At 64.7% G+C, this 25025-nt stretch carries 27 protein-coding genes; 22 read left to right on the top strand and 5 right to left on the bottom strand.

The genetic code is table 11. From position 1 onward, the window contains the following. Positions 1-166 precede the first annotated feature (166 nt). The 5 genes from SP5_RS13290 to SP5_RS13270 are packed head-to-tail and all read left to right on the top strand — an operon-like array spanning position 167 to position 3286. The gene (locus SP5_RS13290) at positions 167-1165 is read left to right on the top strand and encodes a PhoH family protein (protein WP_042489596.1); all 999 of its coding nucleotides are present in this window, start codon (positions 167-169) and stop codon (positions 1163-1165) included. Between the two features lie 14 nt (positions 1166-1179). Further along, positions 1180-1449 carry a type II toxin-antitoxin system VapB family antitoxin gene (locus SP5_RS13285; RefSeq protein ID WP_042489594.1) on the top strand — a complete coding sequence of 90 codons (270 nt, stop codon included), beginning with the start codon at positions 1180-1182 and terminating at the stop codon, positions 1447-1449. Further along, positions 1446-1859, top strand: coding sequence for a type II toxin-antitoxin system VapC family toxin (locus SP5_RS13280; RefSeq protein ID WP_042489592.1), 414 nt, complete (start codon positions 1446-1448; stop codon positions 1857-1859). Before SP5_RS13285 ends, SP5_RS13280 begins: the two co-directional genes overlap by 4 nt. Beyond that, a complete protein-coding gene (ybeY, locus tag SP5_RS13275; RefSeq protein ID WP_042489590.1) occupies positions 1856-2371 on the top strand; it encodes an rRNA maturation RNase YbeY in 516 nt (171 codons plus the stop codon). Before SP5_RS13280 ends, ybeY begins: the two co-directional genes overlap by 4 nt. A 9-nt stretch (positions 2372-2380) precedes the next feature. Continuing rightward, entirely contained in the window at positions 2381-3286 is a 906-nt protein-coding gene (locus tag SP5_RS13270) for a hemolysin family protein (protein ID WP_042489589.1), read from the top strand. A 432-nt stretch (positions 3287-3718) separates the two neighbouring features. Here the strand turns inward: SP5_RS13270 and SP5_RS13265 are convergent, their stop codons facing one another. Further along, on the bottom strand, positions 3719-4561 hold the full coding sequence (locus tag SP5_RS13265) for a hypothetical protein (protein ID WP_167334716.1): 843 nt from the start codon (positions 4559-4561) through the stop codon (positions 3719-3721). Positions 4562-4681: 120 nt separating this feature from the next. Between SP5_RS13265 and SP5_RS13260 the strand changes: the two genes are divergently transcribed. Continuing rightward, positions 4682-6007: a PQQ-dependent sugar dehydrogenase gene (locus SP5_RS13260; protein ID WP_042489587.1), complete on the top strand. Its 1326-nt coding sequence runs from the start codon at positions 4682-4684 to the stop codon at positions 6005-6007. Here SP5_RS13260 and SP5_RS13255 read toward each other — a convergent pair. The 3 genes from SP5_RS13255 to SP5_RS13245 are packed head-to-tail and all read right to left on the bottom strand — an operon-like array spanning position 5991 to position 7260. Continuing rightward, positions 5991-6527: a GNAT family N-acetyltransferase gene (locus SP5_RS13255; protein ID WP_042489586.1), complete on the bottom strand. Its 537-nt coding sequence runs from the start codon at positions 6525-6527 to the stop codon at positions 5991-5993. The genes SP5_RS13260 and SP5_RS13255 overlap by 17 nt on opposite strands. Before the next feature lie 2 nt (positions 6528-6529). Continuing rightward, positions 6530-6832: a polyhydroxyalkanoic acid system family protein gene (locus SP5_RS13250; protein ID WP_042489584.1), complete on the bottom strand. Its 303-nt coding sequence runs from the start codon at positions 6830-6832 to the stop codon at positions 6530-6532. After that, entirely contained in the window at positions 6829-7260 is a 432-nt protein-coding gene (locus SP5_RS13245; RefSeq protein ID WP_042489581.1) for a VOC family protein, read from the bottom strand. Before SP5_RS13245 ends, SP5_RS13250 begins: the two co-directional genes overlap by 4 nt. A 218-nt stretch (positions 7261-7478) precedes the next feature. On the opposite strand from SP5_RS13245, the gene lnt reads away from it, so the two are divergent. The 3 genes from lnt to SP5_RS13230 all read left to right on the top strand — a co-directional run bounded on the left by lnt (position 7479) and on the right by SP5_RS13230 (position 11205). Continuing rightward, positions 7479-9029, top strand: a complete 1551-nt coding sequence (gene lnt / locus SP5_RS13240; RefSeq protein ID WP_042489579.1) for an apolipoprotein N-acyltransferase — start codon at positions 7479-7481, stop codon at positions 9027-9029. A 41-nt stretch (positions 9030-9070) separates the two neighbouring features. Next, entirely contained in the window at positions 9071-10270 is a 1200-nt protein-coding gene (metK, locus tag SP5_RS13235) for a methionine adenosyltransferase (RefSeq protein ID WP_042489576.1), read from the top strand. 131 nt (positions 10271-10401) lie between these two features. After that, the gene (locus SP5_RS13230) at positions 10402-11205 is read left to right on the top strand and encodes a hypothetical protein (protein ID WP_042489574.1); all 804 of its coding nucleotides are present in this window, start codon (positions 10402-10404) and stop codon (positions 11203-11205) included. A 5-nt stretch (positions 11206-11210) separates the two neighbouring features. Here SP5_RS13230 and SP5_RS13225 read toward each other — a convergent pair whose 3' ends face one another. Then, positions 11211-12029: a formate/nitrite transporter family protein gene (locus tag SP5_RS13225; RefSeq protein WP_042489573.1), complete on the bottom strand. Its 819-nt coding sequence runs from the start codon at positions 12027-12029 to the stop codon at positions 11211-11213. A gap of 64 nt (positions 12030-12093) precedes the next feature. On the opposite strand from SP5_RS13225, the gene trmB reads away from it, so the two are divergent. The 13 genes from trmB to SP5_RS13155 all read left to right on the top strand — a co-directional run bounded on the left by trmB (position 12094) and on the right by SP5_RS13155 (position 24891). Beyond that, positions 12094-12774 (top strand): tRNA (guanosine(46)-N7)-methyltransferase TrmB, encoded by a 681-nt coding sequence (trmB, locus tag SP5_RS13220; protein ID WP_042489570.1) that lies wholly within the window; start codon positions 12094-12096, stop codon positions 12772-12774. Between the two features lie 102 nt (positions 12775-12876). After that, on the top strand, positions 12877-14136 hold the full coding sequence (locus tag SP5_RS13215) for a tyrosine-type recombinase/integrase (RefSeq protein ID WP_245613496.1): 1260 nt from the start codon (positions 12877-12879) through the stop codon (positions 14134-14136). Positions 14137-14225: 89 nt separating this feature from the next. Next, the gene (locus SP5_RS19280; RefSeq protein ID WP_157013734.1) at positions 14226-15347 is read left to right on the top strand and encodes a hypothetical protein; all 1122 of its coding nucleotides are present in this window, start codon (positions 14226-14228) and stop codon (positions 15345-15347) included. Positions 15348-15438: 91 nt separating this feature from the next. Then, positions 15439-15633 (top strand): helix-turn-helix transcriptional regulator, encoded by a 195-nt coding sequence (locus SP5_RS19275; protein WP_042489564.1) that lies wholly within the window; start codon positions 15439-15441, stop codon positions 15631-15633. Between the two features lie 206 nt (positions 15634-15839). Beyond that, positions 15840-16127 carry a hypothetical protein gene (locus SP5_RS13195; protein WP_042489559.1) on the top strand — a complete coding sequence of 96 codons (288 nt, stop codon included), beginning with the start codon at positions 15840-15842 and terminating at the stop codon, positions 16125-16127. After that, positions 16124-16393, top strand: a complete 270-nt coding sequence (locus SP5_RS13190) for a hypothetical protein (RefSeq protein WP_042489557.1) — start codon at positions 16124-16126, stop codon at positions 16391-16393. Before SP5_RS13195 ends, SP5_RS13190 begins: the two co-directional genes overlap by 4 nt. Next, on the top strand, positions 16390-16860 hold the full coding sequence (locus SP5_RS13185) for a hypothetical protein (protein ID WP_042489556.1): 471 nt from the start codon (positions 16390-16392) through the stop codon (positions 16858-16860). Before SP5_RS13190 ends, SP5_RS13185 begins: the two co-directional genes overlap by 4 nt. Beyond that, positions 16857-18959 carry an AAA family ATPase gene (locus SP5_RS13180; RefSeq protein ID WP_042489552.1) on the top strand — a complete coding sequence of 701 codons (2103 nt, stop codon included), beginning with the start codon at positions 16857-16859 and terminating at the stop codon, positions 18957-18959. The genes SP5_RS13185 and SP5_RS13180 overlap by 4 nt, the downstream gene beginning before the upstream one ends. A gap of 89 nt (positions 18960-19048) precedes the next feature. Continuing rightward, positions 19049-19360, top strand: coding sequence for a hypothetical protein (locus SP5_RS13175; protein ID WP_042489549.1), 312 nt, complete (start codon positions 19049-19051; stop codon positions 19358-19360). A 621-nt stretch (positions 19361-19981) separates the two neighbouring features. Then, a complete protein-coding gene (locus tag SP5_RS13170; RefSeq protein ID WP_042489546.1) occupies positions 19982-20800 on the top strand; it encodes a hypothetical protein in 819 nt (272 codons plus the stop codon). Then, the gene (locus SP5_RS19670; protein ID WP_042489542.1) at positions 20800-21516 is read left to right on the top strand and encodes a hypothetical protein; all 717 of its coding nucleotides are present in this window, start codon (positions 20800-20802) and stop codon (positions 21514-21516) included. Before SP5_RS13170 ends, SP5_RS19670 begins: the two co-directional genes overlap by 1 nt. After that, a complete protein-coding gene (locus tag SP5_RS19665) occupies positions 21482-21772 on the top strand; it encodes a D-Ala-D-Ala carboxypeptidase family metallohydrolase (protein WP_281177329.1) in 291 nt (96 codons plus the stop codon). Before SP5_RS19670 ends, SP5_RS19665 begins: the two co-directional genes overlap by 35 nt. Continuing rightward, on the top strand, positions 21772-24891 hold the full coding sequence (locus SP5_RS13155; RefSeq protein WP_042489538.1) for a hypothetical protein: 3120 nt from the start codon (positions 21772-21774) through the stop codon (positions 24889-24891). Before SP5_RS19665 ends, SP5_RS13155 begins: the two co-directional genes overlap by 1 nt. Positions 24892-25025 lie beyond the last annotated feature (134 nt).

Below are 25025 nucleotides of genomic sequence, written 5' to 3'. Positions count from 1 at the left end.
AGAAGAATGTCTCCCGGCCGCCGCGCCGTGCTCTTCTTCTCCGCACCCTCTGCGCCTCTGCGCGCCAAAAACCTTGCAAACGTCACGCCTATGTCACGCAATTTCGCTGGCGTTCCGCTCCTTGCCTCCCCATCTTGGGGAAACCTACTGACGGTGAAAGGACCGCATGAGCCGCAAGCCCCTCCCCGCCCAGGCCGGTGAACGCAGCCGGGCGGAACTCAGCTTCGACAAGCCGCAAGTGCTGGCGCAGCTGTTCGGCCAATATGACCGCAATCTGGTCGCATTGGAGAATCGATTGGGCGTCTACATCACCGCACGCGGCAACCGCGTCGGGTTGGAGGGGACCGCCGAGCAGGTCGCGCTGGCCCGCGACGTACTGAACGACCTCTATGCCCGCATCCAGCGCGGCGAGGAGGTCGATACCGGGCTGGTCGACGCCTCGATCGCGATGGCGTCCGAGCCGACGCTCGACGGCATCCTCAGCGCCGAGCGCAGCTCGACCCCGTCGGTCATGATCCGCACACGCAAGAAGACGATCGTCCCGCGCACCCCCGCCCAGGCGCATTACATGAAGGAGCTCGTGTCCAACGACATGATCTTCGCGCTCGGCCCGGCGGGCACCGGCAAGACCTATCTGGCGGTGGCGCAGGCGGTGGCGCAGCTCATCACCGGGTCGGTCCAGCGCCTGATCCTGTCGCGCCCCGCGGTCGAGGCGGGCGAGAAGCTGGGCTTTCTGCCCGGTGACATGAAGGAGAAGGTCGATCCCTATCTGCGCCCGCTCTACGACGCGTTGCACGATTGCCTGCCCGCCGAGCAGGTGGAGCGCCGCATCGCCAGCGGCGAGATCGAGATCGCGCCCATCGCCTTCATGCGCGGCCGGACGCTGGCCGATGCCTTCGTCATCCTCGACGAAGCGCAGAACACCACGCCCGCGCAGATGAAGATGTTCCTGACCCGCTTCGGCCAGAACAGCCGCATGGTCATCTGTGGCGATCCCAACCAGGTCGACCTGCCCGGCGGCGTCGCGGCTTCGGGCTTGGCCGATGCGGTGCGTCGCCTGGAGGGTATCGAGAGCATCGCGATGAGCCGCTTCACCGCCGCCGACGTCGTCCGCCATCCGATCGTAGGGCGGATCGTCGATGCCTATGAAGGACCCAACGCCTGAGATAGGATGCCGCCATGGCCGAACGCGATCCCTATCCCCCGCTGACGCTGGGCACCGAAACGCGCGAGCAGGTAGCCCGCGCCGCCGAGCGGCTGGGCGTCAGCGAGGAAGAGGCGATTCGGCGGGCGTTGGCGGAGTTGTTGGCGAACCGGCTAGCCGCCCAACCGGAACGGCGACCGTTGCGAGACGTCATCGCCGAACTGCACCGCACCTCGTCGCTGCCGCCACCAACAGGGATCGTGATCGACAAGGCATTTTACGACGATCTTTCGGGCGGCCTGTGACCCTGTTCGTCGACGCATCGGCCCTGGTTGCGATCATCCTCAAGGAACCGGATGTCGGCTCGCTTGCCGATCGCCTGGACCATCATGACCAGCGCCTGACCAGCGCCGTCGCGCTCTGGGAAACGATGGCCGCAGTCCGTCGTGCTCGGGATACCAGCGCCGAACTGGCCTGGGCCGAGGTCGAAAGGTTTCGTACCGCGCTTGGCCTAAGGCTGATACCCATCGGCGCCGAGGAGGTGGAGCAGGCCGTCATCGCCCATGCCCGCTACGGCAAGGGCCACCACCCCGCCCGCCTCAACATGGGTGATTGTTTCGCCTATGCCTGCGCGCATAGCCAACGCGCGGAACTCTTGTACAAGGGCGACGATTTCGCCCTTACTGACCTGGCTGATCCGGAAAGGCCCCGATGATCGAGATTGCGCTGATCCATGAAGAGCCCTGGTTGGGCGACGAGCAGAGCTGGGAGGCGCTCGCCACCCGCGCCGCGCGCGCCGCGATCGAGCGGACGCCATACGGCCCGTTGCTGACCACGCCCGCGCTGATCGAGATTTCCGTGCGGCTGACCAGCGACGACGAGGTTCATTCGCTCAACCGCCAGTATCGGCAGAAGGACAAGCCGACCAACGTCCTGTCCTTCCCGATGGTGCAGCCCGACCTGATCGAGACGGTGACGCAGAATTCGGACGATGGCGAGGTCCTGCTGGGCGACATCGTGCTCGCGCACGGCGTCTGCATCGCGGAAGCGGCCGAGCGCGGGATTACCGCCGAAACCCATGCGACTCATCTTCTGGTGCATGGCGTCCTGCATCTGCTAGGCTATGACCATATGAACGATGACGAGGCGGAGGCGATGGAGGCGATCGAACGCGACGCGCTGGCCAGTCTCGGCATCGACGACCCTTATCTAGTGCGCGAGGACTGACATCCCCCGATGGCCGACGGCCCCAGTAGCAGCACCGGCAACGGTGACTCCAACGAATCCAGTATCTGGCACGGGCTGAAAAGCCTGATCTTCGGCGGTGAGCAGGAAGAGTCGCTGCGCGACCAGCTGGAAGACGCGATCGACCGGCATGAGGGCGATCCCGGTCCCGATGCCAAGGGCGACCTGACCCCGCTGGAGCGGCAGATGGTGCGCAACCTGCTGCATTTCGGCGAGCGTGATGCCGGCGACGTGGGCGTACCCCGCGCCGACATCATCGCGGTCGAGGAACAGACGACCTTCGACCATCTGGTCCAGATCTTCGCCGAGGCCGGGCACAGCCGCCTGCCCGTCTATCGCGAGACGCTCGATTCGATCATCGGCATGGTTCATATCAAGGACGTATTCAACATCCTGGCGACCGGCGCGGAGCATCCCGCCACCCTTGCCGGGCTGATCCGCGATCCGCTTTATGTGCCCATGTCGCGCGGCGCGCTCGATCTGCTGGCCGACATGCGCCAGAAGCGCGTGCATCTGGCCGTCGTGCTCGACGAATATTCGGGGACCGAGGGCCTCGTGACGATCGAGGACCTGATCGAGGAGATCGTCGGCGAGATCGAGGACGAGCATGACGACGCGCCCCAGGCGCTGCTCATACCGCTCGACGGCGGGGCGTGGGACGCTGATGCGCGCGTCGGGCTGGAGGAAGTCGGCCGCGCCATCGACCCGCAGCTCGAAGAGGCCGAGGAGGATGTCGACACGCTGGGCGGCCTGACCGCCGTGCTGGCAGGGCAGGTGCCGGAAGTCGGCGCCTGTATCGACCATCCCAGCGGCTGGCGGATCGAGGTGACGGAGGCGGATGAGCGTCGCATCCACCGCCTGCGCCTGCACCCGGCGGTGGCCACGGTCGACGAGTGATCCGCGCATTTCCTCGACCATGAAGCGGCGAAACGAGCGTTCCATACCGCGGACCAGAATGGTCGCATCCTCGGCTGCGACGCCTTGGTCGACCGCATGCTGCACGGACCGGACATCGAAAGCGCGCTGGTTTGCACACCGCTGAACCGACCATAGGAGCGGGTATCCGGGCGATCGGGGGATTGCCGTCCAGTCTGCCTCTGGTTTTCTTCTCCACCCTCATAGTCATTCAATCGATTACAGAGGGCGTTTTAATCTATTATCCCAGGCGATACGCCTGCCCTATACGTTACCCCATAGCCGACCATTCCCAAGGCTTTCGAGTTCGAGGGCGCGGATAAACTCCCTGACATTCGCGCCCTTGACGGCCGCCGGTGCGCTCCCCGTGGCACCGGCGGCCAAAATTCAGGCGCGGGTGATACACCATGTAGATCACCCGACCGGCAACAGGGAATCAACGCCGCGCGCCGCGACGACCCAGCGATAAAAGGCATCGGTCAGTGCGTACCGAAAATAGAGCGGTTCGACTTTGATCGGCCCCTGGCGACCCAGGCAATGCCGCCCCTGATCGAGAATGCGATAGAGATACTGGGTCTGAAGCGCCGGATGGCCATGCGCGCGGACCATCCGGGTGGTGTTTTCCGGTTCGGACCATACGAGACATTGCAGCGCCCGGGCACGAAGCCGTTCTTCGGAATAGGCCAGCGACAACCGGTTTGCCTCCATGGCCTCCAGCCGCGCCTGAACGGCGGGATCATCGACCTGCCGGGGCGTCAGTTCCGCCTCGGGTGCGAAACGGGCGATCGCCGCCTCCAGCACGGCACCCCGATCATAGACGCTGCGGCATACCGGCAGCCCCATGCTGGTATCGACCGGCCAGCAGCTCGCCAGACCGGGCGGCGCAGACATGGGCGGGGGCGGAAGGTCTGGCCAACAGGCCATATTGGCCCGGATGAAGCCGTCCATCGCAAATAAGGGGGCCGGACTGTTCGGCTTTCCGTCGATCACCCGGTGCAGCAGCTTGACCGGAAAAAACCGGGCGCAGCGCACGAACATCTGCGCCTTGTCGTCCAGAATACGGTTCGTCAGCCGGTCGGGCTGGATCGTGATACCCGGCGGCGGTGGAGCGTCGGTCGGTGGAAGTCTCTCCGCCTCGACCACGACTTCGCGTCCCTGGGCGGGTACGGGCCGATCGTGATCCTGGACTTCTCCTGTCGACGGAACGGCCGCCATCATCACGGCCGCCAAACCCCATTCCATTGCCTCCATGCGCATGACATGCCCTCCCAAGCCTGCAGAACGCGCCCGAGATGATGGCGACAAAGGCGATCCAAGGCCAGCGCGACGTCACGCTTTCCCCTTCCCCCCGCGCCGTGCCCACCCTATCCTCGGGTCATGCGCAAACATGTCCTGATCGTCCTCGGCATCATCGTCCTGATCGGTATCGGTGTCGTCACCTGGCTCGCCTGGCCCGACACCGCGCGGTTGAGCGTCGATCAGGTCGCGGGTGCGCGCCCGACGATCGAGGCCCCGCGCGAGCAGACGATACCCACGGTCGACATCGCCAAGCCGGTCGGCTGGGCGAACGGCGCCAGGCCCAGCGTCGCGCCGGGGCTGGCCATCCAGGCCTTTGCCAGCGGCCTCGACCATCCGCGCTGGCTGTACCAGCTGCCCAATGGCGATGTGCTGGTCGCCGAAACCAACTCGCCGCCGCGGCCCAGTTCGGGGATCGTGCAGCGGGTGATGAACGTCTTCCTCGGCCGGGCAGGCGCGGCGGTGCCGTCGGCCAACCGGATCACCCTGTTGCGCGACACGAACGGCGACGGCGTGGCGGACGTGAAGACGCCGTTCCTGACCGGGCTGAACTCGCCCTTCGGCATGGTGCTGTTCGACGGGCAGCTCTACATCGCCGACACCGACGCCCTGGTCCGCGTGCCGTATCAGGAGGGTGCGACGAAGATCACCGCCAAGCCGGAAAAGGTCGTGCCCCTGCGCCCGGCTGGCAATCACTGGGCGCGCAACGTGATCGCTTCGGGCGATGGCAAGACGCTGTTCGTGTCGGTCGGCTCGGCCAGCAATATCGCTGAAAACGGCTTGGGCGCCGAAAAGAACCGCGCCGCGATCCTGCAGGTCTGGCCAAAGGACAAGAACTGGCGAGTCTATGCGGGTGGGCTGCGTAACCCGAACGGCATGGCGCTGAACCCGGTCAACGGGCGGCTATGGACCGTGGTCAATGAGCGCGACATGCTCGGCTCCGACCTAGTGCCCGATTATCTGACCCAGATCGAATTCGGCGATCACTTCGGCTGGCCCTGGTATTATTGGGGCGGCTATCCCGACAATCGCGTCCAGCCAACCAATCCGCCGCTCCAGCAATATGTGAAGCGCCCCGACTATGCGCTGGGGCCGCACGTCGCCGCGCTCGGCCTGACCTTCTCCGAGGGCGCGAAGCTGGGCGACACATTCGCGCGCGGCGCGTTCATCGGCGAGCATGGCTCGTGGAACCGCAAGCCCCCCTCGGGCTACAAGGTCGTGTTCGTGCCCTTTGCGGGAGCGTTCCCCGTACCGAAGGCCAAGCCGGTCGAGGTGGTCGGCGGCTTCCTGAACGCCAAGGGCGAGGCGCGGGGGCGGCCGGTGGGCGTGATCGTCGACAAGACCGGCGGTTTATTGGTCGCAGACGATGTCGGCAACGTGGTGTGGAAGGTCAGCGCGGCGAAGTGAATTCAGAGAAACGCCTTGTTATGGAGCGACCAAGTTCGACCCGGCAATGGCGTTTCTCTTTGAACTTGTCAGGGCCGACGCGGCGAATTTCCTCAAAGCCCAGCGCGCGCCAGAAGCGTTCTCCTGCCACATTGGCTTCCAGTACGGCCAATCGCATGTGTCGCGCACCACGTGCTGCGGCCCACGCCTCGATCGCTTCATAAAGAGATCGACCAATACCAAGTCGGCGACGGGTGGCATCCACCACCAACAGGCCGAGATACCAGATGCCGTCGCCCGGATAATCACGAAGAACCGCCGCGACGGCGTATAGGCCACGATCATCGCGCCAGCCCAAGACCACTTGATCGCCTGTGGCCTTCTCCGGCGGAACGTCCGCAAATAGCGCGACGGCATCGGCTGGTTCCGGCATCACGCCGTCCTGCAACAGGAAATAGTCGGCGCAACGAACAAACAAGTCCGCTACGGCAGGGGCATCGGCTTCGGTCAGTTCCCCGCCCTCTGCGCCTAGGCCGATCACGGCTACTTCAACAACTTCGGCGCTTCCGACCGGATCACGGCCTCCAGCTGGCTGGAAAAGAGCGACAGGAAGGCGGGCAGGTTCACCACCGCATGGACCTTGTCCTCATAGACGGTCGCCTCGGCGCCGATCGACTGGCCCATCGCGCCGACGGTGAAGTGCATCGTGTCGCCGTCCCAGCGATGCTCGACGGTGGCGCCGCCGGGGATCATGCGGCCGATCTTGCCGATACCCCCGTCCAGCCGCTGGCGCACGCCCTCCTTGCCAAGCTGATGCGGGATATCGAGCGAAATGGGGGCGCTCATGCGGTCATCTCCGTGGCAAAGAGCATCGCGTCGTCGGCAAAGGCCTTGAATTCCAGGGCGTTGCCGCTGGGGTCGCGGAAGAACATCGTCGCCTGCTCGCCGGGCTGTCCCTTGAACCGGACATAGGGGGCGATGCCGAACGACACCCCCGCCGCCTCAACCCGCGCGGCCAGCGTTTCCCATTCGGCCATGGTCAGGACGACACCGAAATGCGGTACGGGCACCTGATGGCCGTCGACCGCATTCTCCACCGCAACCGGCTTTGCGGCGGGATCGAGATGCGCGACGATCTGGTGCCCGAACAGGTCGAAGTCGATCCAGTGGTCACTGGATCGACCCTCGGGACAGCCCAGCACTTCGCCGTAGAAATGGCGGGCGGCGGCGAGGTCGTGGACCGGGAAGGCGAGGTGGAAGGGGCGCAGGGTCATGGGGGAAAGCTAGGGCGGCGGGGCGGGTTTTTCCACCTTTTCCTCCCCGACACGCGGAGGGAAACCAGCGCGGGCTGGTGGAGGGGGCGTGCGGCAAAGGTCATCCTGTGCGGAAGCCCCCCTCCGTCAGGGCTGCGCCCTGCCGCCTCCCGGTTCCGGGGGGGATCGACACACATCCCGCATTGCTCCTGTCACAGGCCCGCGCCATAGCCAGCGCCGTGACCCGCTATCCCGCTCTCCTCGCCCTGATCGCCGGGGCCGTTGCCGCCTGTGGCTTTGCCCCGCTCGACCTCTGGCCATTGTTGCTGGTCGGGCTGATCGTCCTTCTGGCGCTGGTGCAGGAGGCCCCGACCATCAAGAGCGCCCTGTGGCGCGGCTGGGCGTTCGGGGTCGGGCATTTCACCGTCAACAACAACTGGTTCCAGCACGCCTTCGACTTTCAGGACAAGATGCCGCCGGTGCTGGGCTATTTCGCCGCGGTCGGGCTGGCGCTGTACCTGGCCGTCTTCCCGATGGCGGCGGCGGGCGTGGCGTGGAGAGCGTCCGGGCGGTTGCGCGGGCGGCAACCGGATGCGGCCTATGTGCTGATCTTCGGCGCGGCGTGGATCGCGACCGAATATCTGCGCGCACGACTGTTCACCGGCTATGCCTGGGATCCGGTGTCGGTCGCATGGCTGCCGGTCATCGGCGTGGCGCGGATGAGCGCCTTTGTCGGCACCTATGCGCTGTCGGGGCTGACCGTGGTGCTGGCGGGCGCCATCTGGCTGGCGCTTCGGCGGCACTGGCATCTGGCGGCGGTGATGGTGCCCGCGACCGGCCTCGCCGCCCTCTCCGCGCCGCTGACCCGCGCGCCCGAACCCGCAGCCGACGCGCCGCTGGTCCGCGTGGTCCAGCCCAATGTCAGCCAGGACCAGCGCGGGCAGAGCGACGGACCGCTGCTGCTCCAGCGACTGACCCAGTTGTCGGGAAGGCCCGGCCCCCGCCCGCGCCTGATCGTCTGGCCCGAGGGCGTCGTGCGCGACATGATCGAGGACGGCTATCCCGACTGGGCCTATTTCGGGTTCAACTATGCCCCGCCCTTCTGGACGCGCCGCCAGATCGCCCGTGTGCTCGGCCCGCGCGACACCGCGCTGGTCGGCGGGACCGCCCTGCTCTTCTCGCCCGACCGCGCCCGGGTGAGCAGCGCGACGAACAGCGTCTTTGCGATCGATCCCGCCGCCCGGATCACCGGCCGCTACGACAAGGCGCATCTGGTGCCCTATGGCGAATATCTGCCGATGCCGTGGCTGTTGAAGCCGCTGGGCCTGGCGCGGCTGGTGCCCGGCGACATGGACTTCACCCCCGGCCCCGGCCCGCGCAACCTGCGCGTGCCCGGCTTCGGGCCGGTCGGGGTGCAACTCTGCTACGAGATCATCTTTTCGGGGCAGGTGGTGGACGAGGCGCATCACCCGCGCCTGCTCTTCAACCCGTCCAACGACGCCTGGTTCGGCCGCTGGGGGCCGCCCCAGCATCTGGCGCAGGCGCGGATGCGCGCGATCGAGGAGGGGCTGCCGATCATCCGCGCCACCCCGACGGGCATCTCGGCCATCATCGCCGCCGATGGCCGCCTGATCGCCACCGTGCCCCACGAGACGGCGGGCGCAGCCGAAGCCCCCCTGCCCGCCGCGCTGCCGCCCACGCCCTTCTCGCGCATCGGCAACATGATGGCGCTGGCCATCGCCGCAGGCCTGGCCGCGATCGGCGTTGCCTTCCGCCGCCGTGGTCGCTAGGACCGATATAAAGCTATCTTTATATCCTTATGAGGACGGGAATGCGGAACTCGTACATCTTTACCTCGGAATCGGTTTCCGAAGGTCACCCCGACAAGGTCGCAGACCAGATCAGCGACTCGATCGTCGACCTGTTCCTGTCCAAGGATTCGGAAGCGCGTATCGCCTGCGAAACCCTGACCACCACCAACAAGGTCGTGCTGGCGGGTGAAATCCGCTGCAAGGGCGTGTTCGAGAACGACCAGTGGGCCGAGGGCGCGCTGGAAGAGATCGAGCGGACCGTGCGCGATACCGTCAAGCGGATCGGCTATGAGCAGTCGGGCTTCCACTGGCAGACCTTCGACTTCTCGAACAACCTGCACGCCCAGTCGGCGCACATCGCGATGGGCGTGGACGAGAGCGGCAACAAGGACGAAGGCGCTGGCGACCAGGGCATCATGTTCGGTTACGCGACCGACGAGACGCCCGGCCTGATGCCCGCCACCCTCTATTACAGCCACAAGATCCTGGAAAAGATGGCGGCCGACCGCCATTCGGGCGCCGCTCCCTTCCTGGAGCCCGACGCCAAGAGCCAGGTGACGCTGCAGTACGAGAACGGCGTGCCGGTCCGCGCGACCGCGATCGTCGTGTCGACCCAGCACTCGGCCGAGCTGTCGAACGAGGCGGGCCAGGCCAAGCTTCGCGACTATGTGAAGTCGGTCCTCACCGACATCCTGCCCGAAGGCTGGCTGCCGGAAGAGAAGCAGATCTACGTCAACCCGACCGGCCTGTTCGAAATCGGCGGCCCGGACGGTGACGCCGGCCTGACCGGCCGCAAGATCATCGTCGACACGTACGGCGGCGCGGCCCCGCATGGCGGCGGCGCGTTCAGCGGCAAGGACCCGACCAAGGTCGACCGTTCGGCCGCCTATGTCGCGCGCTACCTCGCCAAGAACGTGGTCGCGGCGGGTCTGGCCAAGCGCTGCACCATCCAGCTGTCCTACGCGATCGGCGTCGCCGAACCGCTGTCGGTCTATGTCGACCTGCACGGCACCGGCACGGTCGACGAAGCCAAGCTGGAAGCCGCCCTTCCCAAGCTCGTACGCCTGACGCCCAAGGGCATTCGCGAGCATCTGAAGCTGAACGCGCCGATCTATTCGAAGACCGCCGCTTACGGGCATTTCGGCCGCGAAGCCGAAGGCGCGCTGTTCACCTGGGAAAAGACCGACCTGGTCGACCGGATCAAGGCCGCTATCGCCTGATCCGACCCGATCCGACAGGTTGACGACGCCCGTGCGGGGATGCCCGCGCGGGCGTTTTCTTTTTCGGGCAATGCGCTTGCCCTTTGGGACAGCGCACGTCAGCCTCCCCTCGATCGATAGGGGGACGGACGATGCTGGCGATGGCGATTCTAGCGGCGGCGGCGCAGGTGGCGGCGGCACCGCCCGTCATCGCAGCGCAGGACAGCCGTTCCGAGCAACAGCGTCTCGCCGAGGCCTCGATCTTTGGCGTGATGATCTACGCCTTCGACCGCGCGGCCTGGGTCAGCACCGACTCGCTGATGGAGGTGGTGCCCAGGGACCAGCTGGCGGGCACCGGCGGCTATGTCATCGAGCCGATCGACAAGGACACGCTGCGCGCCACCTATTTCAAGGGCGACGCCGCCAGCGCGCGTGCCTTCTTCGTCGCCGATGTGCGCGGCGGGAAGGTCGTCCGCCACGAGATCCTGGCCGAACCCCTGCCATTGACGCCCGTGCAGATGATCCTGGCCCGCGCGCGCGAAATCGCCAGACATGAGGCGGCGGCGAAAGGCTATCGCCCCTGTACCGCCGCACCGTTCAACACGGTGGTCCTGCCCTCCGTCAACGGCGGCCCCGTCACCGTCTATCTGCTGTCGCCGCAGGTCTCGAACGCCAGCTACATGATGGGCGGCAATTACCGCGTGGCCATCGCGCCGGACGGGCGGATCGTGGCCAGCCGTGCGTTCAACACCAGCTGCCTCAACATAACATTGCCCGCCGCGACCAAGGACACCAAGGTTGCCGGGTTGCTCGTCAATCATCTGCTTGACCCGGTACCGACCGAAATCCACGTCTTCGTATCGTACAGCGTCCTGCAACCCGTCTTCGTCCGGACCCCGGACAAGCGGGTATGGCAGGTGCGCGGCCGGGACATCAGCGTCGTTTCGCCACGCTGAGGCCCCTACTCCCGCGTCTCGCCCTGCACCTGACCATGGGCGAGCAGCGTGAACAGCCCCGCGCCGCCGACCAGATTGCCCAGGATTGCCGGGATCAGCAGGCCGAACACCGTTCGCCCCAGATCGGCATGGCCGGTGAACAGCAGCAGGAACGCCTCGTCCGCGCCGACGATCGAGTGGCTGAACCCGGCGATGGCAATGACATAGGTGATCGCCAGGATGATCCAGAAGGCCTGGGTCCGGCCATTGGGCAAGATCCAGGCGACGACCGCGATCAGGAATCCGGCGGGGATGGCGTTGACGAAGGTCGCCCAGCCGCCCAGTTCCAGAATGCGCGCCGACACCGTCACCATCGCCTCGCGAATCTCGGCATTGCCCAAGGCCCCTGCCGCGACCATTCCGGCGGCCAGCGCGGTGCCGATCAGATTGGCGCCGAGTACGATCGCCCAGAGCCGCACCGTCCGCCGGAGTGCCCAGAGCGATGGCTTCGTCACCAGCGGCAGCATCGCGGTGATCGTGCTCTCGGTGAACAGCTGCATCCGCCCGAGAATGACGACCAGAAAGCCCACCGGATAGCCGAGCGCGGCGACGAGGCCCCGCCACGGCGCATCGGGCAGTCCGGCATGGAGCGCGCCCTCGGCGATCAGCGAACTGTGGATCGCGATCCCCGCCGCCAGGCCCGACCAGAACAGCGCGCCCGCGGGCCGGTCCAGTTCGCTCTCCCCCGCCTCGCGCACCGCGCGGTGCAGGTCTTTGGCATCGGCGGCCTTCTGCGCCTTTCCATCTGGCTGGGGGCCATCGGCTTGGGGAGCGTCGTCATCCATGATGGAAGGGCAACGAGCGGCCCCACCCTTGGCTCCCTGTCCGACCCGCGCTAAAGGCCCGGCGATGAACGATCCGACGACGATCCGCCGCCTTTATGGTCGGCGTCAGGGGCATAAGCTGCGCCAGGGCCAGGCCGCGCTGGTCGAAGAGATGCTGCCGACGCTCAGCGTGCCCGAGGAAGGCCCGCTGGATGCGGTGCGCCTGTTCGGCGAGGATCGGCCGCTGCAGGTCGAGATCGGATTCGGCGCGGGCGAGCATCTGGCCGGGCAGGCCGAGGCGACGCCCGGCACCGGCTTTATCGGTTGCGAGCCGTTCCTGAACGGCGTGGTCGGCGCGCTCGGCCATATCCGCGACCGCGACCTCACCAATGTCCGCCTGCACATGGGCGACGCGCTGGAGGTGATCGAGCGACTGCCCGATGCCAGCCTGGAGCGTGTATATCTGCTCCACCCCGATCCCTGGCCCAAGGCGCGCCATGCCAAGCGGCGGATGATGAACCACGGCCCGCTCGACACCATCGCGCGCAAGCTGAAGCCGGGCGGCGAATTTCGCCTGGGGACCGACGACCCGACCTATTGCCACTGGTCGATGATGATCATGAACGGCCGGGACGATTTCGAATGGCAGGCCCGCACGCCCGCCGACTTCCTCACCCGCCCCGCCGACTGGCCCGAGACGCGCTACGAACGCAAGGCCCGCCGCCAGGGGCATGAGGTGTGGTATTTCAGGTATATCCGCCGCTAGGCCCTCCTGTTCCAGCTTCGTTCACCCCCTTCCTTCTCGTACGCTCATCCCGGCGTTTCCTTGATGTTCCCCCCACTTCCCGCTACGGTGATTGCCAGGTGATTGCTGGCGGGGCACGAAATGCCGACGGGAAAGGTCAATAAAAGGACGATCGACGCGCTCCGTCCGGGGCCGTCGGCCGCCTTCCTGTGGGACGAGGACCTGAAGGGGTTCGGGGTGAAGATCACCCCGGCCGGGGCGCTATCCTATGTCCTGCAGTACCGAATGGGCGGACGCGAGGCGAAGACCCAGCGCTTCACGATCGGCGGCCATGGATCGCCCTGGACACCCACCACGGCCCGCACCGAGGCGGAGCGGCTGTCTGTCCTGATCGCACAGGGCATCGATCCAGCAGAGGCGGAGAAGAAGCGCCGCCGGGAAGCGGTCGACCTGGCGTTCAGCGCCTATGCCGACAGCTTCCTGAAGTCGTGCAAGGGCGATGGGTGGCGCGCCCTGGTCGAGCGGTCACTACGCATCCATGTGAAGCCTGTGCTCGCCAAGAAGGCCCTGCCCCTCATCACGCGCGCGGACATCGTCATGGTGTTCGACGCTATGCCGTCTGACCAGCAGGCCGGGCGCCGCAATGTGTTCGCCATCCTCCGGCGCCTGTTCAAATGGGCGATCTGGCGTGGCGACATTTCCATATCGCCGATGGAGGGCATGGAGACGCCGCCGCCGGTCAAAGCGCGGGATCGTGTGCTGTCCGACGACGAGCTGCGCCGCGTCTGGCTTGCGGCACCCGGTTGCCATCGTTGCTTCGGGCCGATCATCCGTCTTTTGATCGTTACCGGCCAGCGCCGCGAGGAAGTGACCGGCATGGCTTGGACCGAGCTGGACCGCGCGAAGGCCCTGTGGCGCATCCCAGGCGAGCGGACCAAAAATGGCGAGCCCCACGCCGTCCCGCTCAGCCAACTGGCGATCGAGACGATCGACAAGATGGCCAAGGGGGACAAATGGCCGCGCAAGGGGCTGGTGTTCACGACGAAGGCCGACGGCGCGTTTACTGCCCATTCCAAAGGCAAGGAAAAGATCGACGCGTTGTTGGCCAAGGACGGTGGCGAACCGATCCCCGGCTGGCGACTGCACGATCTGCGCCGCACCCTTGCGACGGGCTTCCAGCGGCTGGGCATCCGCTTCGAGGTGACAGAGGCCGTGCTGAATCACTTGTCGGGCGCTAGATCCGGCGTTGCTGGCGTGTACCAGCGGCACGAGTGGACCGATGAAAAGCGGGCCGCGCTCGACGCCTGGGCAACGCATATTGAACAGGTTCTGACCGAGACAGACGAAACCAACATAATTGCGCTCGCTGAAAGGCGGGCGTGATGCTGGGGCGGCTAGGGTAGCTCCCGAACGGCTGGTTTCCGCCCAGCCTGCCGCCCCTTTCATTATGCGGACGCTCTGCGGAGGGCAGCATGATCAATTGGAATGACCCTGAAAGCTGGCCTTGCCCAATACCCGGCTTTCAGTCTGTGCCACAAATTTTTGAGGCGCTTGGCCGTAAGATGTCCCCCGATGGTGAATGGACTGGCCTTGAGCGTCAGATGATCAGACCAGACCCCCTCCCCAAACCAGCTGACGTTTTCCAGCCGCAGGATGAGCAATACCATAAGATCCGGTATTCACCCGGCGCATCTTACCCGTCCTCGATCGATAACCCAGGCCTAAAGCCCGAGGATAGGATTGCCGACTTCATCGCGTATAACCACTATAGCGCGAGGGCAGCGCTGCTGGCCGGAGTTAGCGACACAATTGACCGCAACATTACGTTCGCAGAGTGGTCCGTTGCATACGACAGGTCAGAAATGGAGCAGCTGCGCTGGCAACGCGCAGCGGTCCTTCGCGAGAAGGTGTTCGTATGGATGCACCGCAGAGCAGCTGCGGGCAATCTTGTTTTTCGCGTCTTCGATTGGAGTACGGGTGCAACCACTGTTTTGAAACGCGATGTGTGGCAGTGCACTTTTGACGTGGCTCGGGCTCGTTTTCTCCGTGGAGCGATAAGCCCAATATATCCAAATTCGCCCGCACCGAAAGACCAAGCATCACTTCAAATATTCAATAGTACGTTCACGGCGGATATATACGCGGAAGATAAAAACGTAATAGAAATGCTGCGAGACTCAATATACGAGAAGCACCCTACGTCACCCGATGCATTAATCGAGCTTAGGGCACAGGCGCTATTGCAGGCTGCAAATCCACCTACACAGCCTGATGTGTCGGAGATCGACGATAGTCAGCCGTCTATCACGGCACCGCCGCCGCTCCCGAAAAAACGTGGACCGAAACCCCGATACGATTGGCGTTCTGCTGAGGCCGCGCTGATGGAGATGGATGGCACGGAGGACATATTCGCGCGCATCATTTCTGGCGAAGTTCCGCAGGCGGTTGCTGAAAATTACATGGCGTCTTGGTTCAACGCTCGTGGCAAAGAGCCAGCTGAGTCGAGCGTTCGGGCCAGCGTAACGGCTATGATCCAGCACCGACGGGATTCGAATGCCGCCAAGGCCAGTAATAAGGCCGATAATTCCAACTAGGGAATTGCAGGCCCCATCGGCCGACTGATCGGCGAGAATCCCCGACAACCCCTCCGTAACCCGCTCATTCCCGAGCGGACTGGAGGACAAAATGGAAAAACTCCTTTCTCCCGCGGAAGCAGCGCCGCGAGTGGGCGTCGCAGCCAAGACGCTCGCCAATTGGCGCGTCTTGGGCAGGGGTCCCAAGTTCATCCGCGCAGGTGTCAAAATCGCCTATGATCCGGCGGACATCGAGGCGTGGAAAGCGAGCAACCGCTTCGGCTCGACGTCCGAGCAGGTCGCGTGAACGATGCAGACCTCGTCGGCCCGGGCGCCAAAGCCCAATAAGCGAAAGGGTCGCGCGGTTGCCGCCGCACGACCCGATCTGAACATTCATCACATCAGCAACGAGGTAGATACCACCGCTGTCCTCCGCCTGCAACGGCTGGCGGCGTTCGGGATGTCCCAGTCCCGCGCGTATCTGATCGCCTCCCTCGCGTGGGGAGCCGCCGCATGACCCGCCGTCAGACCGACACCAGCGCAGCAGCGTACGGCAGCATCGCCGATGCATCGGAACGGCTACGTGCCGTGGTGTACCGCACGCTTCACGCCCATCCCGCCGGGCTCACCGTCGATGAGACCTGCACCATCGCCAAATACCCCCGGTACAGCCTCCAGCCGCGCTTCACCGAGTTGCGGGACCGGAAGGCCATCTTCGACACCGGCCTGCGCCGTCGCAATGTCAGCGGTGCAAAGGCGATCGTCTGGCGCATCACCGAGCAGCAGGAGAAGGACGCATGAAGTTCGACATGTCGGCCGAAGCTGCCGAAATGCTTCATCTGATGACCGACGAGATCGCGTTGCCCGACGGCTGGGAAGCGTCTGGTGCATGCGGTCACCTCGTGGAGGGGATCGCTAATTTCTTGGTGAACCACCGGCCCCACATCGACATCGAGGACATAGCAACGCTCGTCGCTGCGGGCGCCGTGATGGCCGAATTGGCCCGCCGCGCGCCGGAGACGGCGGAGCCCCTGAAGCCCTGGGGCTTGAAAGGTGGTGCCGAATGAGCGCCACCATCATCTCCATCGCGTCCAGGCAGGCACCCGAAGTGCCCGTCAAGGCGGCGGCGGCGGTCGCAGCGTTCCGCAGACAGATCAACAGCCCGAGTGACCTCAACGAGGTCCTCGGCATCGATCGCGGGATCGTCGCTTATCCGACGCTCGATGCCTGGTATCGTGCTCAGCCCGTCCCGAAGGGACGGCTGGGTGCTCGGCTGCGCCTCTCCCCCGACGAAAAGCGGTTGTACGGCCTGCGTCCGTCTGCCGAACTGATCGAACTGCGTGGCCTGGGTGAAGAGTCGGAACGCTGGGCGGTCTGCATCTTCCCCGTCGCGGGCGGCTACATCGTCGGGGTGAAGGCTTCGATGGGCGGCGGCGGCGTGGGCGTGCGCTTCACCAAGTCGCATCAGGCTTCGGATTACGCTTACCGGCTGTCGGTCGAGCATGATCTGCCGATCGTGGAGCGGTACGCATGAGCGCGGTATCCTACGCCGAACCGCAGGAGACGACGTCGTTCGGTTCGCTGATCGGGACGGTTGCGCAGCGTGTCTGGGGTGAGCCCAACAAGCGGCTGTCCAAGCCTGGCGAGATGCGCTGGGGCAATCAGGGCGCCCGCATCGTCTATTCCAACACGGGCGCCTTCAAAGACACCGAGGCTGACCAATCGGGCGGAACCCTGGAGCTGCTGCGCCACGCGTACGGTCTCGACAAAGCCGAAGCCGTGGCGTGGCTGGTCCGCGAGGGCCTGATTCCGGACCGTGCGCGGGCGCATGCGATCAAGCTCCATCCGGGGCAGCGCATCGTCGCGACCTTCCTTTTCACCGATGCGACGGGCAAAGTGCTGTATCGCAAGCACCGCATCCAGCCGGGCCGTGGCGATCGCAGCAAGGAATTCGCTTACGATCATCCGGACGGCGCAGGCGGCTGGCGCTGGGGCCGCGGTGACAATCAGGTGCCCTATCGCCTGAAGGATCTGGCGAACGCCCCGAAGGACGCCGCGATCTATATGGCGGAAGGAGAAGCCAAGGCCGATCGTCTGGCGTCCTGGGGGCTCATCGCCACGTCAAGCAAGGATTGGCGGGGCTACGACTTCTCCGGGTACGTGAAAGGCCGGTCGGTCATCATCCTTCCCGATAACGACAACACCGGCGCGAAGCTCGCGGACAAGGTGAAGGCGGACGTTGAGCGAGCAGAGGGACGCCCGGTCATCGTTCATCTGCCCCGCCTGCCCGACAAGGGTGACGTGCTCAACTGGGACGGCGATGCAGCCGAACTGACCGCGCTGGTCGACGCGGCCCCCATCGCCACTTCGGACGAAATTCGGACTAAGCCCGACGTCGCTCTCTTGCCCGTCGTCGACGCCAGCGAGTTCGCGGGCAAGACCGTGCCGGATCGTGAATGGGGCCTGGAGGGCTGGGAGCCTTGGCGTAGCATGGTTTTCGTGACCGGCATGGGCGCGACGGGCAAGTCGTTGCTGACCCAGCAGCGCATGACCTGCTCCGCCGCCGGACTGCCGTTTCTGGGCGTGCCCGTCCGTCAGGGTGTGTCGCTCTACATCACCTGCGAAGATCCGATTGACGAAATGCATCGTCGGCAGGAGTCGATCAACAAGGCGCTGGGCATCACCTGGCGGGACCTGCGCGGCAAGCTGCTGCTCGTTTCTCTCAAAGGGATGCTGAACAAGGAACTGTGCACGTTCGACGCGGAAGGGCGGATGAGCACGACCGAGCGGTGGGCCAGCCTGAAGGCGACGATTGCCGCCACGGGCGCGACGCATGTCACGCTCGACAACGTCGCGCACTTCTTCACCGGGAACGAGAACATCCGCAATCAGGTGGCGGCGTTCGCTGGTCTGGTCGACGGCTTGGCGGAGGAGATCAACGGCGTCGTCATCCTGATCGGCCATCCCAACAAGGCCGGGGACGAGTTCAGCGGCTCGACGGCGTGGGAAAATCAGGTTCGTTCGCGGATCTTTCTCGGTCTGGAGAGCACCCGGGAAGGCGAGGTGCATGATCCGGCGGCGCGCGTGCTGACCAACAGCAAGCCGAACTATTCGGAGCGCGGCAAGTCGGTTCGCTTCCTGTGGCACAACTGGGCATTCGTCCGCCACGAGGACGTGCCCGAGGATGCCATGCGGGAACACCGGGCGATCGCAGAGGCCGCCTACGACAATGAGGTGTTCCTGAAGTGCCTGGCGGAGCGCGATCGGCAGCGGCGTGCGGTGTCCGACAGCTCGGGTCCGAATTATGCCCCCGCTGTCTTCGAGGGGCTGCCGCATTCCCAGGGAATCGGCAAGGCGCGGCTCAAGCGGGCGATGGAACGCCTGTTCGTGGCGCGTCGGATCGAGAAGGGCTTCCTGTGGCGTGACAGCGGCAAGGGGCGCGATGTGACGGGCATCCGAGAGGTTGATCTGGGTTCCCCAAACGCCACCCCAAACGGCCCCCAAACACATTCCCCGGACACCCCCAACCAGTCCCCCCAAACACCCCCCCCAACACACCTCCCCCCTATAGGGGGGAATGGCGCGGCCCATCAGGTGCCCGCGCCATCCCTCCAAAACGAAGCGAAAAGGTGATGGATGACGCCCATTCCCTTTCGCTCCGGACACCCCGCGCAGCAACGCGCGGCGGCGGCGGACCCCACCCCAATCGACCCCAGGAGCACATGATGACCCCGACCAACCTGCCGGTCATTCCCGGCGGCACGAATACCGAAACCAAAGAGCAGAGGGCGCGCCGCCTCTTCGACCGGATAGCGCGCAGCATTGGTCGCGAGGCCGTCAACCACCTCAAGACGATGTACCCGGACCACCTCACCGAGCGGGCACACTCCTCGAAGTCCTGGGAGACCAGCCTGACCAACAGCGTCCGCAACGACATCAACTGGCACATGCGCCCATTGTTGATGGCCCTGATCGCCATGCACCGCGAATGGGACGAGGAAGCGACCGGGGGTGAAGAACCTGTCAAAACCTGACATTGCGACCGCCATTGCCGAAGCTCGGGCCGAGCGGCCTGCCCGCGCTTAGCGGGCCATCCTTTAGGGCCTCCGAAAATTCCTCACGCCTTGCCCCTCTATCCGCCAGCTATTTCCGGACACTGAAAAAAGCGTCGAACGGGGGCGACGTCCGCCGTACGAATGGTGCATTTGCGACCAATACGCGCACGCACGCGAAGCCCAGGCGGACGGTGGCCAGCACAGCGCACGTGAATACCGATGATCTATCGGGAGAGGCACCGAACCTCATCCAGTAAACTACAGGCAATTTACTGGATGATCGATGTGGCGATAGCCGTTTTAATAACCTGAAATAACGCGGCACGTCGTATTGGGCGACCGATCATCCACCTCGGCATTGCCTCTGTTTTAACAGAGTGGAAACAGAGAAAATGGGTGGTTCATACCTGTAAATTACGGGGGAAATACGGATTGTCGGGATAGCGCTTCGGGCGGCCAACGCGACGCATTTGTGCGACGCAACTTCTCACCCCTGTTGCCTTCTGGCATTGCCAATCCACTCCTGTTCCGCTATAAAAATCGAACGTGCCCATCTGCTATATGCAGAAGCCGTTTCCAACAAATTGGAGACTGCCTGGCATGCAAATCAAGACATCTTCGACCAACGTCTACCTCTCGGATATGGCAGCCGCGGCGGCTGGTGATCTCGATGGGTATCGCAGGTTGCGTGACTTCGCGATCGAGCAGGCCGCCGGGGACACCTATCCCCTTCTTGAATCGCTCATCGCAGCCGAATGCTATGCACGGTTTGCGTCCGCCATTGGCGATGCAGACGATCGCAAGGCGCTGGCCGTGATACTCCAGGCTCGGAGCGATGAACGCGAGACGCGTGGGTATTCGAGTGAACCCTATCTGGTCGAAGTCGCGCACCATTTTCAGCTGTTGGCCGATGCTGGCGACGCGGATGCCACCGACCAACTGGCCAAGTTGGGAATCGGCCCGGTCTGGCAGGCAGATGAGGAAGTCGTGCAGGGCATTCGTGATAGCGAGGCCGAGTTTTCCAGGGCCGCGTATGGGAACACCCAAGCGCTAACCCGTCTGCTCGACGTCGTCGTGTCGGATAAGACGCCAGGCACGATTAGCTTTGGCGACTTGGTTTACATTGAACACATCGCCCGCGTCGGAAGCGAAAGCGGTGATCCCGAACTCCTTGAACGGCTTGCCACGATTCTCTGTCTGCGTCGCAAGTTCGAACTTCATCAAGGCACGAACCCAGGGCTTGTTGACAGCCTCGGCGTCGAGGCCGTTTTCATCATGGTCGATCTAGCATTGCGAGACTGCGGTAAGAACAACCTGTTAAATCAGGCATTGCCAGAAATGACGTGGCGTGACGTCAAGTTTTATGCTGCGGCGGTCCCAGCCCTCCTCGCGTTCATCGCTCCGATGGGAGGCGCCTGATGCTTCCCGGTATCATGCCCCCCTTCAATTTGGGCGCCGTGTCCAACGCACTTGGACAGCAGCCGAGTGGCATGTTCTTCCGCGGCTTTGGTCAGAAACCGGACTATGCGACGCCGGGCTATGGTGGCCCGATTGGGGGTCCGCAGCCTGCTATGCCGCAGTTACCGGAGGATAAGGGCTTCTTCTCGCGCGGCGGGATGGGCGTTCAGCTTCTCGGCTCGATCGGTGACGCCGTTTCGTCAGCCTATGGCGGCAGTACACCCTACGCTGTCGCCAGCAACCAGTTCCGCCAGCGTCAGCAGCAGCTTCAGGACTACCGCATGAAGCAGGCTGACGAGATGGCGCAGTGGACGGCGCAGCAGGAGTGGGAGCGGGCGCATCCGAAGCCGGTCAACAACGACACGGTGAACGATTACCGCTTCATCGAGCAGCAGTTGGGGCCGGAAGCTGCCAAGCAGTACCTCGGCAACGTCGCGGCCGGTCCCGTGACGGCTGTCGACGGCTTCGATGCGCAGGGTAACCCGACCAAGACGTTCTTGCCGCGCGGATCGTTCAATCAGAAACCAGCGGCATCTACGCCTCCGGCTGGAGCAATTGATTATCTGCGCAAGAACCCCGGCTTGGCGGCGCAGTTCGATCAGAAGTACGGCGCGGGCGCATCGCAGCGCATCTTGCAGGGAGGTGCGACCCCGATCGGGTCGCAGACCTTTCCCTGACCCATTCAAAGCGCCTGGCACGATGACCAGCGGGCGTCGCACGGTCGAGGGTAACCGTCTGGTGGGCGGCGTGTCGAACAGCAGCCACCTGTCTGGCGATGGCGTCGACTATGCAGGCACCAACATGGCCGCGCTGCGCAGCTACTACGGCCCCAGCGCCCGCCTGTTGAACGAGGGCGATCATATCCACGTGACGCTGCCCGGCTATGGCCGCGTCCCCTATTTTGGCCGTCGCGGAACGGTCGGAGCGCGTTGATGCAGAAGAACCCTTTCGACCAGTTCGATGACGCTGGTGCAAACAACCCGTTCAACACGTTCACGACCAACCGCGACCCGCTGGCAGTGCGTCGAGATGAGCGGGCGGATAGGCGGGATGATCGCGCGGCCGACGCGGCGGCACGGGCGGCGGCGGCGGCAGATCGGGCAGCTGCGAATGAGAAAGAGCGGCTCCGTCTGGCCAATCTGGAATACGGTCAGCGCGAGCGCAATTCGACAAAATCACAGGCCGCTGAGCTTCGTAACAGCTACGAGACGTTGCCGTCATACAAGGCGTACATGCAGGCCCTTCCCGGCTATGCGGCGGGATTAGGATCCAAGCCGGATTCGGCTGGCGATCTAGATTTGATCTATGCGTACGCCAAAGTGATGGACCCGAACAGCGTCGTTCGCGAAAGCGAGCAGGCGTCAGTTGCGGGGGCGGATACCTGGGCAAATCAGAAGGTTGCGAACCTTCAAAAGCAGTTGGGTAACGGCGGCACCTTCCGCCCTGAGTTCCGCCACCGCCTTCGCGAGGAGATGGCGAACCGGATGGCGCAGCTCAATCAGTCGCTGATCGCCGATCGTGTGCGCTACAAGGGAATTGCCGATCGCAACGGCTTGAACCCCATGGATGTGGTTGGGGAACATCCAGGCGGGCGGTTTCAGGAACTGTCGGAACGCGTTCTCGGCCGCAAGCAACAGCAGCTAGATTATAACGGCAACCCGATCCCGCACGACACGACGCCAGAGCGTCCCGAATTGATCGGGGCTCCGTCTCTTGGCACCCCACAGCTCGCCTCGGGCGGCCAGAAAACCGAGCGGAATCCCGCGCTCGAGCAGTCGCTGACCGAGCTGCTGCGCAAAGGCGCAGACATCGAGACGCTCAACACCCTGTCGCGCGCCGCCGGATATGGCGAACTTGATCCTGCCCGTGTGGCTCAAGCTGGGCAGTGGCTCCGTGCGCATCCTCAGTACAAGGGTTCGCTGTTCGACAGCGCGCGCGACGTGCCCACCAGTGGATGGGAGGACATCGCAACATCGCCCGTGGGCATCGGTGCCATGTCCGCAATTGACGGTGTGCTGGGCGGGACCTCCGACGAGATTACCAGCATGCTCGGCGGTGGCGACCTAGCGGACTTAAACGCCCGCAAGCAGGGCGCATTTGCTGCGCACCCTTACGCAGCCCTCGCGGGGCAAGGATTGGGCACGTTCGGCGCAATGTACGGTCTGGGAATGGCTAGCCGCGCGACGGGCTTGGCGTCGCGGTTCGCGTCCCCCGGCCTTGCCGGTGACATCGCGTTCGGCACCCTGTCTGGTGCAGGCCAGAACAATGACAATCGCTTCCTTGGGGCAGGCATCGGCGCGGTTGGCGGGGTGGCTGGCAATCTGGCAGGCCGCGGAATTTCCTCCGGCATCGGCGCAGCGATCCGCACTCAACCTGGGCAGGCCGCGACCAATGCGGTGCGCACCTATTTTGGTCGCGCGCCCCTGCCCTCCGCAGCCCCGCTGAGCGCTGCGGACACGATCGCCGCGAACACCATCAACCGCATCGGCGCGGACAACATCCGCACGCCACTGACGGAAGCTGCTGACCTCGGCATCCCCATGGCGCTGGTCGACACGAACCCTGCCTTGCGTGAACTTGGCGGTGCTGCGGTGCGCCGTTCGCCTGCCGCGTCCCAGATCGCGGAAGATGCGCTGATCCCGCGTAACCGAGGGCAGTATGACCGCTTCGTCAGTTCGGTGGAGCGTGACCTAGGACCGTCCGCCAACATCCCGCAGATGAGTGACGACCTGACCCGTCAGGCGCAGACGGCAGCGGCCCCGCTGTACGAGCAGGCATACCGCCAGCCGGTCACGTCGACGCCTGAGTTGGAAAGCCTTCTGAATACGCCGTTTGGGCGTAGTGCAACCGGTCGGGCGCGCACGATCGCCGCGAATGAACGCCGCAACCCGATGGAAATGGGTTTTGTGCAGGACGCTGACGGCATTGTTCGGCTGAACCCGGCTCCGACGCAGCAGATCGACGCCGTAGCCCGCGCCCGCGCTGATCTTGATGCGGCGCAGGCGGCGTATCGGGAGGCACGCAATAGCCCGGCGGGGAGCCTAGACAGCGCTCGCACACGCGTTGAAAACGCCCGTGAGGGCCTGCGCCAGGCAGAGGCGTCGTTCAATGCCGCCCCGCGCGCCGGGGAAGCCACGCGTCAGCCTGGGTACACCACGCAGACGCTCGACTATGTGAAGCGCGGCATGGACGACGTGCTGGAGCAGTACCGTAACCCGATCACCAACCGACTGAACCTTGATGAGGCCGGGCGCGCACAGAACGGCGTGAAGAACAACCTGTTGTCGGAGTTGGACCGCCTGAACCCGGCCTATGCCCAGGCGCGAGGCGTGTATCAGGGGCCGGTCGCGTCGCGTGATGCGCTCATTCGGGGACAGGACGCCTATACGCTCCCTACCGATCAGCTTGCGGTGCAGGTTGGCCGGCAGACGCCGGAACACCTTGGGCAGATGCGGCTTGGCTTTCAGAACTCACTTCTGAAGCGCGCTGCTGGTGTGCGTGACAATGCCAACCCGTTCGAAGCGACATTGGGCACGCCAGCCATTCGTTCGCGGCTCGACACACTGTACGACAGCAATGCGAACGTGCCGCGCCTCCTGCGTACTCGGGACATCGAGGGCGGCTTGCAGCAGACGACCAACGCCATCCTGGGCAACTCGCGAACGGCCCGCAACCAGATTGCGGATGCCAATTTCTCGACCAGCCCGTTGCTGGAGGGCTCGCTGCACGCGGGCGCCGCGCTGGCGACTGGAGGGGCTTCGCTGCCCGGCACAGTTGCCCGCGTCGCCGGGACGTGGGCGCGCGATCGGCTGGCACTGGGGATGGGGAAACAGGCTGAGGCGAAGGCGGAAGCGTTAGCGCCGTTCCTGTTCGACACCAATCCGCGTGCTGCGCTTTCGTCAGTCGATGACCTGATGGGCCGCTATGTCGATTGGCAGGCACTGGTGGAAGCGTCGCGTCCGAAGCGGCTGGGGATGATGTTCAACGCGCCGTGGGTCAGCAGCGTCAACCAAGCGGGCAACTACGTAACCAGTCCGAAGCAAGGGCAATAAGCCGCATCGATCTTCTATCGGCGCCAAGTTTACCCGGGCCGAACCATAACGGTCCAGCAGACCGCGACACCAAAAAGGATAGCCCCCACAACAAGGGCGATGCACAGGCGTTCAATCCGCTTGATGGTGAGGTC

Origin of the sequence: Sphingomonas parapaucimobilis NBRC 15100, from assembly GCF_000787715.1 — a bacterium.
Lineage (GTDB): Bacteria > Pseudomonadota > Alphaproteobacteria > Sphingomonadales > Sphingomonadaceae > Sphingomonas > Sphingomonas parapaucimobilis.
The sequence above is the reverse complement of the archived record's forward strand: the minus strand, read 5'-3'. Positions and strand labels throughout refer to the sequence as shown.

What these genes read in the sequence shown, in the direction of transcription:
- SP5_RS13265 (WP_167334716.1), bottom strand. Translation starts at nt 4,561, where the DNA reads ATGCGCATGGAGGCAATGGAATGGGGTTTGGCGGCCGTGATGATGGCG.
- SP5_RS13190 (WP_042489557.1), top strand. Translation starts at nt 16,124, where the DNA reads ATGAAGTTCGACATGTCGGCCGAAGCTGCCGAAATGCTTCATCTGATG.
- SP5_RS13225 (WP_042489573.1), bottom strand. Translation starts at nt 12,029, where the DNA reads ATGGATGACGACGCTCCCCAAGCCGATGGCCCCCAGCCAGATGGAAAG.
- SP5_RS13230 (WP_042489574.1), top strand. Translation starts at nt 10,402, where the DNA reads ATGCTGGCGATGGCGATTCTAGCGGCGGCGGCGCAGGTGGCGGCGGCA.
- SP5_RS13285 (WP_042489594.1), top strand. Translation starts at nt 1,180, where the DNA reads ATGGCCGAACGCGATCCCTATCCCCCGCTGACGCTGGGCACCGAAACG.
- ybeY (WP_042489590.1), top strand. Translation starts at nt 1,856, where the DNA reads ATGATCGAGATTGCGCTGATCCATGAAGAGCCCTGGTTGGGCGACGAG.
- SP5_RS13250 (WP_042489584.1), bottom strand. Translation starts at nt 6,832, where the DNA reads ATGAGCGCCCCCATTTCGCTCGATATCCCGCATCAGCTTGGCAAGGAG.
- SP5_RS19280 (WP_157013734.1), top strand. Translation starts at nt 14,226, where the DNA reads ATGATCAATTGGAATGACCCTGAAAGCTGGCCTTGCCCAATACCCGGC.
- SP5_RS13170 (WP_042489546.1), top strand. Translation starts at nt 19,982, where the DNA reads ATGCAAATCAAGACATCTTCGACCAACGTCTACCTCTCGGATATGGCA.
- SP5_RS13195 (WP_042489559.1), top strand. Translation starts at nt 15,840, where the DNA reads ATGACCCGCCGTCAGACCGACACCAGCGCAGCAGCGTACGGCAGCATC.
- metK (WP_042489576.1), top strand. Translation starts at nt 9,071, where the DNA reads ATGCGGAACTCGTACATCTTTACCTCGGAATCGGTTTCCGAAGGTCAC.
- SP5_RS13290 (WP_042489596.1), top strand. Translation starts at nt 167, where the DNA reads ATGAGCCGCAAGCCCCTCCCCGCCCAGGCCGGTGAACGCAGCCGGGCG.
- SP5_RS19670 (WP_042489542.1), top strand. Translation starts at nt 20,800, where the DNA reads ATGCTTCCCGGTATCATGCCCCCCTTCAATTTGGGCGCCGTGTCCAAC.
- SP5_RS13270 (WP_042489589.1), top strand. Translation starts at nt 2,381, where the DNA reads ATGGCCGACGGCCCCAGTAGCAGCACCGGCAACGGTGACTCCAACGAA.
- SP5_RS13175 (WP_042489549.1), top strand. Translation starts at nt 19,049, where the DNA reads ATGATGACCCCGACCAACCTGCCGGTCATTCCCGGCGGCACGAATACC.
- SP5_RS13185 (WP_042489556.1), top strand. Translation starts at nt 16,390, where the DNA reads ATGAGCGCCACCATCATCTCCATCGCGTCCAGGCAGGCACCCGAAGTG.
- SP5_RS19275 (WP_042489564.1), top strand. Translation starts at nt 15,439, where the DNA reads ATGGAAAAACTCCTTTCTCCCGCGGAAGCAGCGCCGCGAGTGGGCGTC.
- SP5_RS13180 (WP_042489552.1), top strand. Translation starts at nt 16,857, where the DNA reads ATGAGCGCGGTATCCTACGCCGAACCGCAGGAGACGACGTCGTTCGGT.
- SP5_RS13260 (WP_042489587.1), top strand. Translation starts at nt 4,682, where the DNA reads ATGCGCAAACATGTCCTGATCGTCCTCGGCATCATCGTCCTGATCGGT.
- SP5_RS13155 (WP_042489538.1), top strand. Translation starts at nt 21,772, where the DNA reads ATGCAGAAGAACCCTTTCGACCAGTTCGATGACGCTGGTGCAAACAAC.
- trmB (WP_042489570.1), top strand. Translation starts at nt 12,094, where the DNA reads ATGAACGATCCGACGACGATCCGCCGCCTTTATGGTCGGCGTCAGGGG.
- SP5_RS13245 (WP_042489581.1), bottom strand. Translation starts at nt 7,260, where the DNA reads ATGACCCTGCGCCCCTTCCACCTCGCCTTCCCGGTCCACGACCTCGCC.